Annotated in this window: 12 protein-coding genes; 8 read left to right on the top strand and 4 right to left on the bottom strand. The window is 67.1% G+C overall.

Features of this window, described 5'->3' with window-relative positions; all coding sequences use genetic code 11:
• The first annotated feature begins 143 nt into the window (after positions 1–143).
• Positions 144–776, top strand: coding sequence for a flavin reductase family protein (locus CLU86_RS16555; RefSeq protein ID WP_099742369.1), 633 nt, complete (start codon positions 144–146; stop codon positions 774–776).
• A 79-nt stretch (positions 777–855) separates the two neighbouring features.
• Here CLU86_RS16555 and CLU86_RS16560 read toward each other — a convergent pair whose 3' ends face one another.
• Positions 856–3,159 carry a hypothetical protein gene (locus CLU86_RS16560; protein ID WP_099742370.1) on the bottom strand — a complete coding sequence of 768 codons (2,304 nt, stop codon included), beginning with the start codon at positions 3,157–3,159 and terminating at the stop codon, positions 856–858.
• Positions 3,160–3,440: 281 nt separating this feature from the next.
• Here CLU86_RS16560 and rarD point away from each other — a divergent pair, with 281 nt between their 5' ends.
• The 3 genes from rarD (at position 3,441) to CLU86_RS16575 (ending at position 9,217) form a co-directional block, all read left to right on the top strand.
• Entirely contained in the window at positions 3,441–4,355 is a 915-nt protein-coding gene (rarD, locus tag CLU86_RS16565) for an EamA family transporter RarD (RefSeq protein WP_099742371.1), read from the top strand.
• Between the two features lie 96 nt (positions 4,356–4,451).
• The gene (gene sbcD, locus CLU86_RS16570) at positions 4,452–5,717 is read left to right on the top strand and encodes an exonuclease subunit SbcD (protein WP_099742372.1); all 1,266 of its coding nucleotides are present in this window, start codon (positions 4,452–4,454) and stop codon (positions 5,715–5,717) included.
• Positions 5,714–9,217: an AAA family ATPase gene (locus tag CLU86_RS16575; protein ID WP_099742373.1), complete on the top strand. Its 3,504-nt coding sequence runs from the start codon at positions 5,714–5,716 to the stop codon at positions 9,215–9,217. Before sbcD ends, CLU86_RS16575 begins: the two co-directional genes overlap by 4 nt.
• A 99-nt stretch (positions 9,218–9,316) precedes the next feature.
• Here CLU86_RS16575 and CLU86_RS16580 read toward each other — a convergent pair whose 3' ends face one another.
• Positions 9,317–10,237: a LysR family transcriptional regulator gene (locus tag CLU86_RS16580; protein WP_099742374.1), complete on the bottom strand. Its 921-nt coding sequence runs from the start codon at positions 10,235–10,237 to the stop codon at positions 9,317–9,319.
• 128 nt (positions 10,238–10,365) lie between these two features.
• Between CLU86_RS16580 and CLU86_RS16585 the strand changes: the two genes are divergently transcribed.
• A complete protein-coding gene (locus CLU86_RS16585; protein ID WP_099742375.1) occupies positions 10,366–11,202 on the top strand; it encodes a pirin family protein in 837 nt (278 codons plus the stop codon).
• Between the two features lie 83 nt (positions 11,203–11,285).
• Positions 11,286–11,930: an NADPH-dependent F420 reductase gene (locus CLU86_RS16590; RefSeq protein ID WP_099743640.1), complete on the top strand. Its 645-nt coding sequence runs from the start codon at positions 11,286–11,288 to the stop codon at positions 11,928–11,930.
• A gap of 229 nt (positions 11,931–12,159) precedes the next feature.
• Here the strand turns inward: CLU86_RS16590 and CLU86_RS23105 are convergent, their stop codons facing one another.
• A complete protein-coding gene (locus tag CLU86_RS23105) occupies positions 12,160–13,188 on the bottom strand; it encodes a hypothetical protein (protein WP_233195060.1) in 1,029 nt (342 codons plus the stop codon).
• A 484-nt stretch (positions 13,189–13,672) separates the two neighbouring features.
• Here CLU86_RS23105 and CLU86_RS16600 point away from each other — a divergent pair, with 484 nt between their 5' ends.
• Entirely contained in the window at positions 13,673–14,551 is an 879-nt protein-coding gene (locus CLU86_RS16600) for an esterase family protein (protein ID WP_233195061.1), read from the top strand.
• A 157-nt stretch (positions 14,552–14,708) separates the two neighbouring features.
• On the opposite strand, the gene fosX is transcribed toward CLU86_RS16600, so the two are convergent.
• The gene (gene fosX, locus CLU86_RS16605) at positions 14,709–15,125 is read right to left on the bottom strand and encodes a FosX/FosE/FosI family fosfomycin resistance hydrolase (RefSeq protein WP_099742377.1); all 417 of its coding nucleotides are present in this window, start codon (positions 15,123–15,125) and stop codon (positions 14,709–14,711) included.
• A gap of 182 nt (positions 15,126–15,307) precedes the next feature.
• Here fosX and CLU86_RS16610 point away from each other — a divergent pair, with 182 nt between their 5' ends.
• Positions 15,308–15,874, top strand: coding sequence for a YdeI family protein (locus tag CLU86_RS16610; RefSeq protein ID WP_099742378.1), 567 nt, complete (start codon positions 15,308–15,310; stop codon positions 15,872–15,874).
• Positions 15,875–15,939 lie beyond the last annotated feature (65 nt).

Below are 15,939 nucleotides of genomic sequence, written 5' to 3' on the forward strand. Positions count from 1 at the left end.
AAAGGGGGCGCCCAATAGCGGGCAAAGGTTGCGCGGATCGTACCCGCAGCCGCCATCCTGGCCCAAGCGCCTGTTTACGATCTCGCAGGGGATCGTAAACAGGCTCTCAGCCCCGCCCTGAAACCACCGCGACAGCGCACACCATGACGACACCTTCCTCCGCAGCCTCCACAGCCCCCACCCACTTCACCCCCGTGCCGCTCGACAAAGCCTACCGGCTGCTCAACCACGGGCCCACCGTGCTGGTGTCGGCTGCGCACGCGGGCCAGCGCAACGTGATGGCCGCCGCCTGGGCCTGCGCGCTGGACTTTGCCCCGCCCAAGGTCACCGTGGTGCTCGACAAAGCCACCCGCACCCGCGAACTGGTCGAGGCCAGCGGCCACTTTGCCCTGCAACTGCCCACCGTACCCATGGCCGCGCTGACCGAAGCCGTGGGCACCGACAGCGCCCACACCCACCCCGACAAGCTTGAGCGCCACGCCGTGCCGCTGTTTGACGCACCTGCGCTGCCGAACATCGCCGCCCAGATCGCCGCAGACAACGCCCCACCCCTGGTGCAAGGCTGCGCCGCCTGGCTGGTGTGCCGCGTGATCCCTGAGCCGCACAACCAGCAGGCCTATGACCTGTTCATTGGCGAAGTGGTGGGCGCTTGGGCGGACGAGCGCGTGTTCCGCAACGGGCACTGGGAGTTTGACTCCGCCCCCGACAGCCTGCGCACGCTGCACTACGTGGCGGGCGGGCAGTTCTATGCCACGGGGGCCTCGGTGAAGGTGTGAAGGATGTCCTAAAACCCATACAAAAGCAGGCCGCAGCGCTTATTTATCAAGCGCAAAAAGCTATTTATTTCATAGCAAATTACTGCAGAGCCTTGAGAAACTCCGCATCCTGCCAATACCGCTCAAAGTCCTTGTCGGCCATGAATTGCGCCTGCAGCTTGCCCAGGCGGCGCGCCGCGCTGGCCGCCTGCAGCAGGCGGGGCTTGTTGCCCTGCACTGCGTGGTAGCAGGCCAGGTTGTAGGCCAGCGTGCCATTGGTCTGCTGCAGCACATCAAACGGCGGGGCCAGCAGCTGGGCCATCACGGCGTTGAGCAGGTCGCGGTGCTCGGACATGTGGATGGCAAAGGCCAGAGTCTGGCTGGCGATCACGCCCTGGTTGTAGGCCAGGCTGCTGTCGGCCTGCACGGGGCTGGTGTGCGGGTGCACCTGCGCTAGGTAGTGGCGCACCAGCGTGGCCGATGAACCGAGCTGGCGCAGGTTGTTGAAGCGGTTGAGCACGTCGGCATAAGCAGCGGTGATGCGCGGTGCCAGCGATGGCGCGTTCTCGGCATATTGCGGGTGCTGCACCAGGGCCTGGGCCTGCTGCAAGAAGGCAGACAAGCCTGCCGCGCCCTTGGGCACGGCGGCCTCTTTGGCGGCTTCCAGCGGTGCCATCAAGGCCAGATAGGCGGGCGGCGGCGAGGGTGCCTCACCTGCGGGGCGCGACACGCGCACGGGCGGCGCAGCGGGGCGCACCACCCATTCCCACTGCACCTGCGCCAGCGGCACCTCCAGGGGCGGGGGCGTGTTGCGCGTGCCAGGGTGGGCGCTGGCGGGGCGGCGCACCAGCACCTGCAGTTGCTCCACCAAGGCCGGGTCGATGCGGGTGGCCCCTGCAGCGCCGGGGGGCAGGCGCAGCAGCAGCTCCAGCGGGGCGGGATCAGGCAAGACGATGTCTGGCGGGGTGGTGCGCCGGGCGCGTGCGCCCTGGCTGGCCTGGCTCTGCGCGTGCGCTTGCACGCGGGCCATGGCGGCCTGCACCTGCGCGGGCTGCAGGGTGATGCGCAGCACCGCATCGCCATCGTCGTCACCGGGCACATGCCAGCGCACGGTGATGACCGAGGGCAGCTGGTGCAGGGCGGGCCACAGCGCATTCACGGGCACCGGGGGCAACATGTCGGGCATGGGCCGCTGCAGCGGCGGGCGCAGCCACTGGTGTGCGGGCGGCAAGGCGGCCACGCTCTGGCCCGCAGCGTGGGTGGCGGCGGGCTCAAACTCCACCGAGCCCTGCACCGCCACGTAGCGGGTGGAAGGCCCCTCAAACACTGGCCGCCAGGCGGGTGCGGTGCGCTGGGCCAGCGGCACGTCGGCCACGCCGCGCGGGCGCACCACATACAGGCCCACGTCTTTTTCGTAGTACTTGCGCAGCTCGGCCTCGCCCGCACGCTCGCCATAGGCGCGCAGGTGCACGCTGAACAGGGGGCTGGCCAAAGAGCTAGCACCGGGCAGCACGGCGGCGGGCTCCCACCACCGCATGTTGTGCAGAAAGCGGTACTCGCCACGTTCAAAGGGCACAAACGCCTTGAGCTGCACCACATCGCTGCTGCCCGGGCCCACGCGCAGGCGGGTGTGCGCGTCGCCAAACCAGTAGCGCCCCGGCAGCGAGCCCGGGTAGCCCATGATCTTCAGGGCCACGCCCAACGTTGCGCCAGTGAGTTGCCCGCTCACCCCCTCTTCCAGGTGGTACTTGCGCCGGTCAAAGCCCACCACCTCCACACGCGGCTGCGGCTGGCCGTAGCCTGCAAAGCTGTCCGCATCGACCTTGGCCCACAGCGCGGGGGCGGGCTTCAGTCCCTCAAAGCAGGTGGCCGACCAATGCAGCGCATCAGACGAATGGCTGCGGCGGCCGCACGACGTGTCTACCAGTTCACGGTGGCGGCTGATATCCATCTTCCAGCCCTTGCCGCCCTGCCACACATAGGCCCAGGCACCCTGGTCAGTCTTGGCAAACTCCACCACCTCGGCCTGCTGCAGCGCGGCCACCACCTGCGCGGGGGTCAGGCCGTTGCCATCGACCTGCGGGCCATAGGGTTTGCGCTGCGCACTGCCGGTAAACACCCAGTCCACATAGCCATCGTCAGAAAACATCAGCCCCGAGGCATACATGCCACCGCGCGCGTACAGGGTGTCCAGCAGCACGCCCTGGTCGGTGAACTTCCACAAATACCCGCCCGCAGCGGCCACCACCTGGCGCGTGCGCGGCACCACCCACAGGCCATCGACCTCGCCATGCAGCACCTTGCGCACCTCCAGCGTGGCCGAGCCCGCCGTATTGTCGGACAGGCGCGGAAACGCATCCGGAGCGGTCTTGGCGCCCAGCAAAGAAGACAGCAAAGCCAGCATAGAGAACACACCTGCAATACGAAGGGACGGAACACGCATGGTGAAGCGCCGGGGACCACCCGGCAAAAAGCCCCCCACTGGCAGTGGGGCGGCAAACAAGGCGCGCCCACTGCAGGCGCGCCGCTGGGCATTGTGACGGCACAGGGCCCCCTGGGGCAGGCCCCATTCGTGATACCGTGCAGCGCCCTGCCCTGCTGGGGCCGCTGACACCTTGCAGCGGCCCTGCACCGCCGGGCACCCGCTCGCCCTCCACCCCTCGTCTCTGTCACCCGACCACACCCATGTCCAGCGGCATCCTGTACGGCCTGTCGGCCTATGTCCTGTGGGGCCTGTTCCCCCTGTTCTTCAAGCAACTGCAAGCCGCCACGGCGCTGGAGGTGGTGCTGCACCGCATGGTGTGGTCGCTGGTGTTTGTGCTCATCGTGCTGGCGGTGCTGCGCCGGTTTGCCTGGCTGGGCGATGTGCGCCGCAGCCCCGCGCTGCTGGGCAAGTTCGCGGTGTCGGCGCTGCTGCTGTCTGCCAACTGGCTCAGCTACATCTGGGCCGTGAACAACGGCCATGTGCTCGATGCAAGCCTGGGCTACTTCATCCTGCCGCTGGTCAACGTGGCGCTGGGCTTTGTCTTTTTGCACGAACGCCCCCGCCGGGCCCAGTGGCTGGCATTTGCCGTGGCCGCCAGCGGCGTGCTGTGGATGGCGGTGCAGTCGGGCCATGTGCCCTGGCTGGCGCTGCTGATTGCGCTGACCTTTGGCTTCTACGGCCTGATGCGCAAGGTGGCCGTGCTGGGCCCGCTGGAAGGCATGTCGCTGGAGACCATGCTGCTCGCGCCCCTGGCCCTGGTGGCATTGCTGTGCCTGGGCCCCACCGGCCCCGACAGCACCGCCCAGCATTGGCCCGCGCACGACGCGCACACCTGGCTTTTCTTTGTGTTGAGCGGGCCCGTCACCGCCATCCCGCTGCTGCTGTTTGCGGCCGGGGCGCGGCGCGTGCCGCTGTCCACCATGGGGTTCCTGCAATACATCACCCCCTCCATCCTGGCGCTGATGGGCGTGTTTCTGTACGACGAACCCTTCGCCGGCCCGCGCGCCGTGGGCTTTGTGCTGATCTGGGCGGCGCTGGCGCTGTACACGGCCGAGGGGCTGTGGGCGGGGCGACGGGCAGCTGCGCACAAAAAATTGGCGGGCGAAGCTGAGTAGGCGACTGGGCGGGGTCAAAACCCAAGCAAAATCTATCTTCAGCGCTTGAAATACAAGCGCAAGCAGCTATCAAAATAGTAGCAATACGACCTCCCCATGCGCATCCTCCACACCTCCGACTGGCACCTGGGCCAGCACTTCATGGGCAAGAGCCGCCAGGCCGAACACCAGGCGCTGATCGACTGGCTGCTGGTGCAGGTCGATGCGCATGCGGTGGATGCGGTGCTGATTGCGGGCGACATTTTCGACACCGGCGCGCCCCCCAGCTATGCCCGCGAGCTGTACAGCCACCTGGTGGTGCGCCTGCACCGCGCAGGCGTGGCGCTGCTGCTGCTGGGCGGCAACCACGACTCGGTCGCCACGCTGGGCGAGAGCCGTGCGCTGCTGGCGGTGCTGAACACCACTGTGGTGGGGGCCGTGGGCGATGCGGCCGACCATGTGGTGGTGCTGCCCCAGCGCGGCGGTGCTAGCGGCAGCCATGAGCCCGGTTGCATCGTCTGCGCCGTGCCCTTCATCCGCCCGCGCGATGTGTGGCAAAGCCAGGCGGGGCAAAGCGCGCAGGACAAGCAACAGTCCCTGCAAGCCGCCCTCCAGGCCTATTACCAGGCGGTGGTGGATGCGGGCCGCGCGCGGCAAGCGCAGCTGCAGCAGGCACTGGGCCGCGTGGTGCCGCTGATTGCCACCGGCCACCTCACCACCATGGGCGCCAGCAGCAACGACTCGGTGCGCGAGATTTATGTGGGCTCGCTCGACGCCTTCCCCACGGCCGCGTTTCCGCCGGTGGACTACATCGCCCTGGGCCACATCCACCAGCCGCAAAAGGTGGGCGGGCTGCACCACATCCGCTACTGCGGCTCGCCCATTGCGCTGGGGTTTGACGAGGCCAAGCAGCAAAAAGAGGTGCTGCTGGTGGACCTGGACGCCACCGGGCTCGCAGCCGTCACCCCGCTGCCCGTGCCCCGGTTTCAGGCGCTCATCGCCGTTAGCGGCAACCTGGCCGCGCTGCCACAAGCCATTGCCACCGCCGCCACACAAGGCACGGCCGAGCAGCCCGCGTGGCTGGAAGTGACCGTGGCCGAAGACGACTACCTGCAAGACCTGCCCGAGCGCATCAACGCCATGGTGCAGGGCCTGCCCGTGGAGGTGCTGCGCGTGCGCCGCCAGCGCACCAGCGCCGCCGCCGCGCTGCAGTCGGCCGCCCAGGAGACGCTGGACGAGCTGAGCCCCCACGACGTGTTTGCCCGCCGCCTGGCCGCCGAGACCCTGGCGCCCGAGCTGCAGCAGGCGCTGCAGGAGCGCTACCGCGCCGTGGTGCAAAGCATCACCAGCCCCACCGACCCCACCGAGGAAGGCGCCGCATGAAGATCCTCAAGCTGCGCCTCAAAAACCTCAACTCGCTCAAGGGCGAGTGGGCCATCGACTTCACCCAGCCGCCGTTCACCGAGAACAGCCTGTTCGCCATCACCGGCCCCATGGGCGCGGGCAAGTCCACGCTGCTCGACGCGATCTGCCTGGCGCTGTACCACCAGACGCCGCGCCTGAGTAGCGTCTCCAAATCCGCCAACGACCTCATGACGCGCCACACCGCCGACTGCCTGGCCGAGGTGGAGTTTGAGGTGAAGGGCACCGTGTACCGCGCCTTCTGGAGCCAGCGCCGCGCCCGCGACAAGGTGGACGGCGCGCTGCAAGACCCCAAGGTCGAGCTGGCCCAGGTGGACCCGGCCACGGGCCTGGGCACCATCCTGAGCAGCCAAAGCAACGACAAGCTGCGGCGCGTGGCCGATGTGACCGGGCTGGACTTTGGGCGCTTCACCCGGTCCATGCTGCTGGCGCAGGGCCAGTTCGCGGCCTTCCTCAACGCCAGCGCCAACGACCGCGCCGAGCTGCTGGAGGAACTGACCGGCACCGACATTTATGGCGAAATCTCCCGCCGCGTGTTCGAGCAGGCGCGTGACGCGCGCGAGCAGTTGAACCAGCTCAAGGCCCGCGCCGACGGCGTGGAGCTGCTGCCCGCCGAGCGCATCGCCGCGATGCAGGCGGAACAGGAGGCATGGACACACACGCTGGCCGAGGTGCAGCAAGCCCACGCCACCACCAGCGCGCAGCGCCAGTGGCACATCGACGTGGACCACAGCGCGCAGGCCGTGTTGGCAGCCACCACCGGCCAGCAGCAAGCCACCGCCGTCCTACAAGCCGCCGCCCCCAGCCTGCAACGCCTGGCCGACAGCGAACCCGCCCAGGCCCTGCGCGCACCGCACGCCGCGTGGCAGCAGGCCCAGGCCGCCTGCCACAGCAGCGATGCCCTGCTGGCCAGCCTGCAAGCGCAGCACCGGGCCGAAGCGCGCCTGCACGCCCAACACCAACGCACCGCCGCCATACAGGCACAGCGCGTGGCCCACGCTGCGCAGGCCGAGCTGGCACAGGCCGAGGCCGCCCAGCAGCGCCACACCGACTACTGCAGCGCCCACGCCCAGCACGCCCACCTGGGCGAGCGCCTGGGCGAATGGCGCCAGCTACTGCAACAGCAACAGCAACGGCACACCCGCCTGGCCGAGCAGCAACAGGCCCTGCAAGCGCTGCAGACGGACATTGCCCAGCGCAGCGCACAAGCCACAGCACAGCAAGACCACGTAGAAGCCGCAACACAGGCCCAGGCCACTGCTGCCGCCGCACTGCACGCCGCCCAGGCAGACCACGCCGACGCGCTGGGCGGCCACAGCATTGCCACGCTGCGCGAGCGCTGGCAACACGCCCAAAGCCACGTAGCCGCGTGGCAGCAGGCCATGCAACAGGCCCAGCAGCGCCGCGAGCTGGCAGACCAGCACACCGCGCTGGGCACCGAAGTACTGCACCTGCAAGCCGCCGCCACAGAGCAAGAAGCCACACGCCAAGCCCTGCGCGCGCAGTACAACGCCCTCAAGGAACAGGTGGCCGACAAGCGCCAGCTGCTGGAACAAGAGCGCCGCATCCAAAGCCTGGACCAGCACCGCCACGCCCTGCAGCCCGGCCAGCCCTGCCCGCTGTGCGGCGCCACGGCGCACCCCGCCATCGATGCGTACCAAGCGCTGGACGTATCGGCCACCGAAGCTGCACTGCAGCACAAGCAGGCCGAGCTGGAGGCCATCACCACCCAAGGCCAGGCCGTGGCCGAAGCCCTGACCACCAGCCAGACCCGGCTGGCCGAGCGCCAAGCGCAGCAGCACGCCACCGCCCAGCGCATCGCGCAGTGGGAGGCCGACTGGGCCACCTTGGCCGCCCGCCTCGGGCCGCTGGGTGCCGAGCACACCCTGCACCCCGAAGACTGGCAGCACGCCGACCGCATCGCCGCAGGCCACACCGCCGCCCAGGCCACCCAGGCCCAACTGGAGGGCGCCCTGCACCGTGCAGAGGCCGCCGCCCAGCGCGTGCAGCAGGCCCAGGCCGCCGCCAGCCAGTGCGACCAAACCCTGCAAACCGCCACGCACCAACTAGCGCTGCAGCAGCAAGCCGTGCACGAAGCACAAGCACGCCAAGCCGCCCTGGCAGACGCCATTGCGGCGGCCCAGGCCGAAGGCACCGCGCTGCAGGCCCACCTGCGCGCCGCCCTGCAAGCCGCAGGCTACGACCTGCCCGCAGACCCCGCCCCCTGGCTGCAAGCGCGGGACGCCGAATGGCAGCGCTGGCGCGACACCCAGGCCGAGCTGCACACACTGGCCCAGCGCATCACGCGCCTGCAAGCGCAGTGCGATGCAGCCCAGGCGCAAGCCCAGCAATGGTCGCAACGCTGGGCCGCGTTGCAAGCCACGGCCCACGCGGCCACCGAGGCGGCATGGGCGGGCGAGCCCCACGACACAGCGCACGACATAGACCAAGACAGCGCCATCAATGCCGCCGCAGCCCTGCAAGCCAGCGTGGAAGCCATCGAACGCCTGCAACGCACCCTGGCCGCCCTGGAAGGCCGCCAAGCCCAGGCACAGGCCACGCGCACCCAGCAAGCCACCACCCTGGAGGCCGCCACCCACGCATGGCACGCCGCGCTGCAAGCCAGCCCCTTTGCCGACCTGGCCGCCTTTGAAGCCGCCCTGCTGCCCGAGCCCGAACGCCAAAGCCTGGCCGCCCAAAAGGAAGCCTTGCTGGCCGCCCAGCAGCGCGCCGACGCCCTGCTGCAGGCCGCACAGGCCCGCCACGCCCAGCTGCAGGCCCAGGCGCTCACCCCGCAAACACTGGATGCGCTGAACGCCCACCTGGCCGCGCTGGAAACCCAGCGCAGCGCCCTCAGCGAACAGATCGGCGCCCACCGTGCGCTGCTGGCCAAAGACGCCCAGCAGCGCACCAACCAGCAGGCCCTGTTCGCGCAGATCGGCCAGCAGACAGCCAACAGCGATGTGTGGCAGCGGCTGGACGCGCTGATCGGCTCTGCCAAAGGCGACAAGTACCGCAAGTTTGCCCAGGGCCTCACGCTCGACCACCTGCTGCAACTGGCCAACCAGCACCTGGCGCGCCTGCACGGCCGCTACCTGCTGCGCCGCAAAACCACGGGCGAGCTGGAGCTGGAGATCGTCGACGCCTGGCAAGGCGACGCAGCGCGCGACACCCGCACCCTGTCGGGCGGCGAAGGCTTCCTCGTCAGCCTGGCCCTGGCCCTGGCGCTGTCCGATCTGGTGAGCCACAAAACGTCCATCGACTCGCTGTTCCTGGACGAAGGCTTTGGCACGCTGGACGGCGACACGCTGGAGGTGGCGCTGACCGCGCTGGACTCGCTCAACGCCAGCGGCAAGATGATCGGCATCATCAGCCACGTCGAAGCGCTGAAGGAGCGCATCCCGGCGCAGATCCGGGTCGTCAAAGGCGGGGGCGTGGGGCATTCGCGGCTGGTGGTGTAGGGCCGCTGCCGGACACATCCGTTCGGGCTGAGCCTGCCCGAGCCTTGCGCGGCGCTTCGACAAGCTCAGCGTGAACGGCTCCAGTGACCTCCTGCCTTGTCATCCATCACCCTGCGGCGGCAGTTCCTGCATCGCGCCCATCTTGCTGATGACCAGCTCAATGAAAGCCGACACCGCCAGGGGCAGATAGCGCCTGCTGGGGTAGACCATGTGCACGCCGTGCCCCTGCCGGTGGTACTGCGGGAGCACGGGCACGAGCAGGCCCGCGCGCAAATCGCGCTGCGTCAGCGTGGAGGGCAGCAGCGCAATGCCCAAGCCCGCCAGCGCGGCTTTGCGCAAGGCCTGCGCCGCGTTGCCGCTGAAGCGGCCAGTCACCTGCACCTCGGCCGGTGCGCCCTCCGGCCCTGTCACGCGCCAGGTGGCCTTGCCGCTGGGGTGGCTGAACACCAGGCAGTCGTGGTCTGCCAGGTCTTGCAGCGTGGCCGGAACACCCCGGCGGGCGATGTAGGCCGGGCTGGCCATCAGGCCGTCGCTGCCCGCGCCCAGCACCTTGCGGGCAAACAGGCCCGAGTCCTCCAGAATGCCGCCGCGAAACGCCACATCAATCCGGTCTGCAATCAGGTCCGCGCGGCCGTCGCTCAGCACAAAATCCACCCGCACCTTGGGGTGAGCGACCAGGAACTCGGTCAGCCACTCCATGGCAAAGAAATCAAAAAAATCAGCCGGGGCCGCCACCCGCACCAGGCCGCTGGGCTCCTGGTTCACCGCCAGCAGCTCCTCGCCCGCATCCATCAGCCCCTCCACCGCGCCGCTGCAACGCTCCAGAAACACCTGGCCCGCGCTGGTGAGTGTGAGGTGGCGGGTCGAGCGCTGCATCAACCGGGTGCCCAGCTGCGCTTCCAGCTGCTGCACCCGGCGGCTCAGGGTGTTGGGCGGCACGCCCAGGCGGCGCGATGCCTCGGCAAAGCTGCCGCAGCGCACCACCTGCACAAAGATGGCCACGTCGTTCAGATCCAGCATGGTTGCGCGCCCTCACTCACTGATTCATTCGATTAATGGACGAGTGCAATCATATTGCGCTATCTAGTCAATCAATCGATGAATTTTTAAGCTACAGGCATCAGTTCAACATCTCCAAGGTTCTCTGTATGTCTGCACCCGCCACCGCCCCACGCGCCATCACACACCGCACCCGCGGCACCACGCACGGCCCCATCACCCGCCTCATGAGCCCCGGGGACCTGGGCCAGGTGCTCAAGCCCTTCATCTTTTTGGATCGGGTGCACTTTCAGCCCGGCGCAGCGCAGCAGGGCTTTGGCATGCACCCCCACTCGGGCATCGCCACGGTCACGTTCTTGTCGGAGGGCGATGTGCGCTACGAAGACAGCACCGGCCAAGCGGGCCTGCTGCCTGCGGGCGGCGTCGAATGGATGCGTGCTGGCAACGGCGTGTGGCACACCGGCGCCCCCGTGGGCGACACGCCGGGCCGGGGCTTTCAGCTGTGGGTGGCGCTGCCCGCCGCGCTGGAGAACGCCCCCGCCCACAGCCAGTACCTCGCCCCCGAACTGGTGCCCCAGGTCGGCCCGGTGCGGGTGCTGCTGGGCGAGTACGGCGCAGCACAAAGCCCCGTGGCGGCGCCCGAGGGGATGACCTATCTGGCCGTGCAGTTGGCCCAGGGCGAACGCTGGACCTACACGCCGCCCCCCGGCCACACCGTGGCATGGGCGGCAGTGGCCACCGGCGCGCTGGCGGCGGGCGAACCCATTGCGGCAGGCGAACTGGTGGCGTTTGAGCCCACCCACCAAAGCATCGACTTTGTGGCCACCGAAGCCACCCGCTTTGTGCTGGGCTCTGCCGTGCCGCACCCGCATGACCTGGTCATGGGGACTTACTCCGTGCACACCAGCCAGGCAGCACTGCGGCAGGGCACCACAGAAATCCGGCGCATTGCAGGGCAACTGCGCCAGGCCGGGCGGCTGGGTTAATCCCTTACACACCCCCTCCACATTCGACTTTTCACCGTTCCCTTTCCCTCCACCCACTTCACTCATTGACCAAGGAAATCACCATGAACATCGGCATCATCGGCTCTGGCGCACTCGGCTCTAACGTGGCACGCGCATTGGCCAGCAAAGGCCTGTCGGCCACCCTCTCCACCCGGCGCGGTCCGGAATCACTGGCCGCGCTGGTGGCCGAACTGGGCCCCACCATCAAGGCGGGCACCGTGGCAGAAGCTGCCGCCGCAGACATCGTGCTCATCGCCGTGCGCTGGGAAGACCTGGGCCAGGCCCTGGGCGGCCTGCCTGCGTGGAACGGCCGCATCGTCATCGACGGCACCAACCCCGTGGAATTTCTCGACCCCAACTCGCCCGCCGCCAAAGACCCCAGCAACCCGCTCGCGGCCTACGGCATCAAGGCCATCGACCTGGGCGGGCGCTCGTCCAGCGAAGTGTTCAGCGAATTCGTGCCCGGCGCCCGCGTGGTCAAGGCGTTCAACCACCTGGACGTGAACGTGCTGGCCCAGCCCCAAGTCTCTGGCGGCCAGCGCGCCATGTTCTACGCGGGCGACGACGCCGCCGCCAAAGCCGAAGTGCGCAAGGTGCTGGACGCCATTGGCTACTTCCCGGTGGACCTGGGCACCCTGGCCGTGGGTGGTCGCCTGTCAGAGCTGCCGTTTGGCGCGTTGTCGGCCAGCCAGTTCATCAAGATCTGAGGGGGAGTGCCCAGCCGGGCACCTGCTTGCTCCGGGAGCAGGTTGTGCCATGCAAATTCGGCGAATGTTTGCGGCCACATTGCCTGATGGGCTACACGCCTGCAGTTTGCCCAAGCCGTTTGGGCTGAGCGGGTTGAGCACGCCGAAGCCCCGCGCCGCGCTTCGACACACTCGGCCTGAACGGTTTTTGAAGCTTCAAAGGGCCGGGTCTATAGCCCATGGCGGCAAGCTATTTGTAGACCACGTTGTCGTCCACGCTGTACAGCACGCAAGCCTGCTGGGCCCGCTCTTCACAGCGCTTGAGGGCTTGCGCATTCACATCGTCCGCGCCGCCCGCCACCCAGGCCCAGTGCTTGCGGGTAGGCGCTACCGCAAACGCGCGGGGTAGCGACGCCAGCAGGTAGCGCTGGTATTGCTCCAGACCCGCCGGCGCATCCAGAGGCAGCTTGAGCGGGTCGGCCAGCGCCGCATAGCCACTGGCGGGGAACTGGCGCGCGCGCTGCTTCTCGGACAGCGCGTCCTGGTCGGGGCTGGCGACGCGGCGCTCGTCGGTGATCACGCCGCGCTCCAGCGCATTGGTGCCCAGCGCCTCGCAGCTGGTGACCTTTTGCGCCTGCAGCCCATCGCAGAAAAACACGCTGTGCCCCAGCGCGGGCGCCACATCGGGGTGGAAGAAGTTGGCCGCGCCCCTGTTCCTCTCGATCGCAATCCAGCGCTTCACCAGCGCTGGGTCGGCCTTGCCGTCCGAGTACTTCAGTGTCCAGGCGTACAGCCCGCCGCGGCTCACAGTTTGGGGGTCTAGATTACCTTGCGCGTTGTAGTGCCCGTGGAAACCCACATAGGTGCGGTCGGCCGGGTAGTCGTTGGTAAACACGCGCTGCTTGCCGCCCAAAAACATGCGCGAACACGAGGAAATGCAGTAACCCGACACCGCCGTCGTCACCCCCGCCTCGCGCAGCAGCTCGCCCACCCGGTAGCCCGTCCAGGCATCGCCCCCATGCGAGTTGCGCAGCACCACCAGGTCGATCTTGGGGTTGGCGGCAAAAGCGTCCTTCACCATCGCCAGATCCCCGCCCGTGACCGGACCCGACAAGATGAGGGTGTTGCCATGGCTCGCCAGCGCCATCGCACCGGCACTGCCGCCCGATAGCGCCGCAGCACCCACCGCCAGCGCTGGCAGCAGCCTCGCAGCCAGCCGCCGCAGCGTGGTTCTTGTCTTGGCAAACACCATGGTGGAATCCTTTTTGTCATGCAGCAATGCAGAGCGATGATGGTAGCGGGAGGCGTGTGCCTGCCGACCTGCATGCCTGCAGGCGGAATGCCGACAGTCGCCGCCACTGCCGCGCAACGCAACGCAACGCAATGCAATATTGCATGCCAAACAGGCTGCTAGCGCTTATACGCTTTGCGCTAGCAGCTACCAAAAGAGAAGCAATTGACTGCAAGGCAGATCCAGCGCAGGCATCGGCCCCGTGATCATGGTTGCTCCATTCATTCGTTCACTCCTATCGGTGAACGGCATTTTGGAAAATAACGATGGGCTCGGAACGGTGACGTGTGGACCGCACGCCCTGAACTTGTCGAAAGGCTTCGACAAAAGCTCAGCTTGAACGGCTTTTTGAAGCTTCAAAGGGCCCAATCCATAGCGAATAACGACCCACCTTGGGCGGGCGCACAAGGGACAGCCCTTTGCCATGGCGCCCCACATAATCCGCACGCCATCCAACGAAGGAGAAAAAATCTTGCGCATTACAAAACTCATCCCCGCAGCGGCCTTGGCCTGCGGCGCCATTGCGTTCAACACCCACGCCAGTGAAGTGCTGTCCGCCGAAGTTCAAAGCCCTGCCCTCGGCCGTGCGCTGACTTACAACGTCTACCTGCCCACCGGGTACGCACAAAACACCAACGTGCGCTACCCCGTCATGTACCTGCTGCACGGCAACGGCGGTGTGCGCAACGACTGGGTTGTGAAGGGCAAGATGCAAAAGACCGTGGACACCTTGGTGGCCGACGGTGAGATTCCACCCGCCATCTACGTGATGCCGGATGCCAACACCAACTGGTATGTGGACCTGAAGGAGAAGATGGAGACCGCCTTCATCAACGACCTGATGCCCCACATTGAAAAGACCTACCGCACCCTCAACACCCGCGATGGCCGCGTGATTGGTGGCCTGTCGATGGGCGGCTATGGCGCGCTGCGGTTTGTGCTGAAGTACCCCGAGAAATTCCAGGCGGCGGCCCTGTTGTCGCCCGCCATCTACAGCACCGAGCCACCGGCAGATTCTTCGGCACGCAGCGTCAAGGTCTTTGCAGAGCCCAACACGAATGGGGCGTACAGCAAGACCGTATGGCAGCAGTACAACTACCCGCCGTTGATGGACGCCTTCCTGGCCAAAGGCATCAAGGTGCCGATGTACATCAACTCGGGGGACGACGATGAGTTCGCCATCGAATCCGATGCTGCATTGCTCTACGCGCAACTGCGCAAGGCCAAGCAACCTGCCGAGCTGCGCATCGTCAACGGCAAGCATGAATGGATGGTGTGGGAAAGCACGCTGGGCGACAGCCTGAAATACGTGTTCAGCACCGTCAGCCGCCCGCAAGTCACGGCCAAGTAAGCGCTGGTTTCGACGGGGGTGATGCCCGGCTTGTCTGTAAGCGGAGGATGGGCCGGACTGCGGCGCTATTCACCGCACAAAATGCGGCGAATAGCGCCGCACACCTGACAGCCAAGCCAGCAACAGCCCCCCCACCCGCGGCCTGAGCTTCCGCCCCCTACCCCTGCGCATACCGCGCCAGCCGCTGCGCCAGCGTGCCGGTGTGCAGCTCAAACAGGTGGTTGTCAAAGTCGTAAAAGTACAGCGACTGCCCCTCGCCCTCCACCCGTGGGCGGGGCGGCCTCACCTCCGCCCCCAGCGCCCGCAGCCGCGCCTCGCAGACGGGCAGGTCTTCGTCAGCTACTGCAAAGGCGACATGGCGGTAGGTGCGCTCTGCCGGTGGCTCACCCTCCATGAACGCCAGCCACAGCCCGCCCAGCAGCACAAACTTTTCGCGTGAGAGGGAGAAGTTGCGGCCCTGGCTGTCGTACACCTCTTGCGCGCCCAGGCCTTCGCAGAAAAGGTGGGCGGTGCGGTCTACGTCGCGCACGATGAAGGTGAGGTGGCTAAGGCCGAGGATGGGAGCGGTTGCCATGGGTGGGAGCCGATGCTCATCAAAGTAGAAGGGTTCGTTTGTAGCGCACTGCCATTCAATGAGGCAGCAAACAAAGTCCTCGCCCCACAAAATAGGCAGATGCAATGCAGGTGCTGCGAGGGCAATATTTGCCACCGGGTTCAGCAAGCGTTGGTGGAGTATGCGAAAGCAGCCGTAAAGCAATGAGCACCAAGACACACCACACCTTTGAAACGCCAGAACAGCTCCACACATGGCTGCAGGCCTACCACGCCAGCGAGACGGAGCTGTGGGTGCGCATCTTCAAAAAGGCCACCGGCCAGCCCAGCGTGACGTGGGACGACTGCGTGGTGGCCGCCATCGCCTGGGGCTGGATCGACGGGATACGCAAGAGCTTGGACGACACCTCGTTTTTGCAGCGCCTGACGCCGCGCCGCGCGCGATCCAACTGGTCACAGAAAAACGTGCAGCACGCCGAGCGGCTGATAGCGCAAGGGCGCATGCAACCCGCTGGCCTAGTGCATGTAGAGGCCGCACGCAGCGACGGACGCTGGGCCACCGCCTACGCCGGCAGCGCCACCATGGTGATGCCCGAAGACTTTTTGGCGGCGCTGCAAAAGGACCCGGTTGCCCAGGCTTTTTACGCCACGCTCAAACGCCAGAGCCTGTTCACCATCTACCACCGGCTGCAGAGTGCCAAGCGGCCAGAGACTCGGGAGAAGCGGATGGCGGAGTTGTTGGCGAAGTTGGGGCGAGGGGATGGTCCTTGAGTTCGCCCCAGGTTACGTGGCAACTGCGCCTAAAGCCAGGAAATACGTAGCTTTTCAAAGATTAG

Source organism: Acidovorax sp. 62 (assembly GCF_002754495.1).
Classification (GTDB): Bacteria; Pseudomonadota; Gammaproteobacteria; order Burkholderiales; family Burkholderiaceae_C; genus Acidovorax.

Coding starts and splice junctions, on each gene's coding strand:
- CLU86_RS16555 (WP_099742369.1), top strand. CDS start 144: ATGACGACACCTTCCTCCGCAGCCTCCACAGCCCCCACCCACTTCACC.
- sbcD (WP_099742372.1), top strand. CDS start 4,452: ATGCGCATCCTCCACACCTCCGACTGGCACCTGGGCCAGCACTTCATG.
- CLU86_RS16610 (WP_099742378.1), top strand. CDS start 15,308: ATGAGCACCAAGACACACCACACCTTTGAAACGCCAGAACAGCTCCAC.
- rarD (WP_099742371.1), top strand. CDS start 3,441: ATGTCCAGCGGCATCCTGTACGGCCTGTCGGCCTATGTCCTGTGGGGC.
- CLU86_RS16590 (WP_099743640.1), top strand. CDS start 11,286: ATGAACATCGGCATCATCGGCTCTGGCGCACTCGGCTCTAACGTGGCA.
- CLU86_RS16575 (WP_099742373.1), top strand. CDS start 5,714: ATGAAGATCCTCAAGCTGCGCCTCAAAAACCTCAACTCGCTCAAGGGC.
- fosX (WP_099742377.1), bottom strand. CDS start 15,125: ATGGCAACCGCTCCCATCCTCGGCCTTAGCCACCTCACCTTCATCGTG.
- CLU86_RS16560 (WP_099742370.1), bottom strand. CDS start 3,159: ATGCTGGCTTTGCTGTCTTCTTTGCTGGGCGCCAAGACCGCTCCGGAT.
- CLU86_RS16585 (WP_099742375.1), top strand. CDS start 10,366: ATGTCTGCACCCGCCACCGCCCCACGCGCCATCACACACCGCACCCGC.
- CLU86_RS16580 (WP_099742374.1), bottom strand. CDS start 10,237: ATGCTGGATCTGAACGACGTGGCCATCTTTGTGCAGGTGGTGCGCTGC.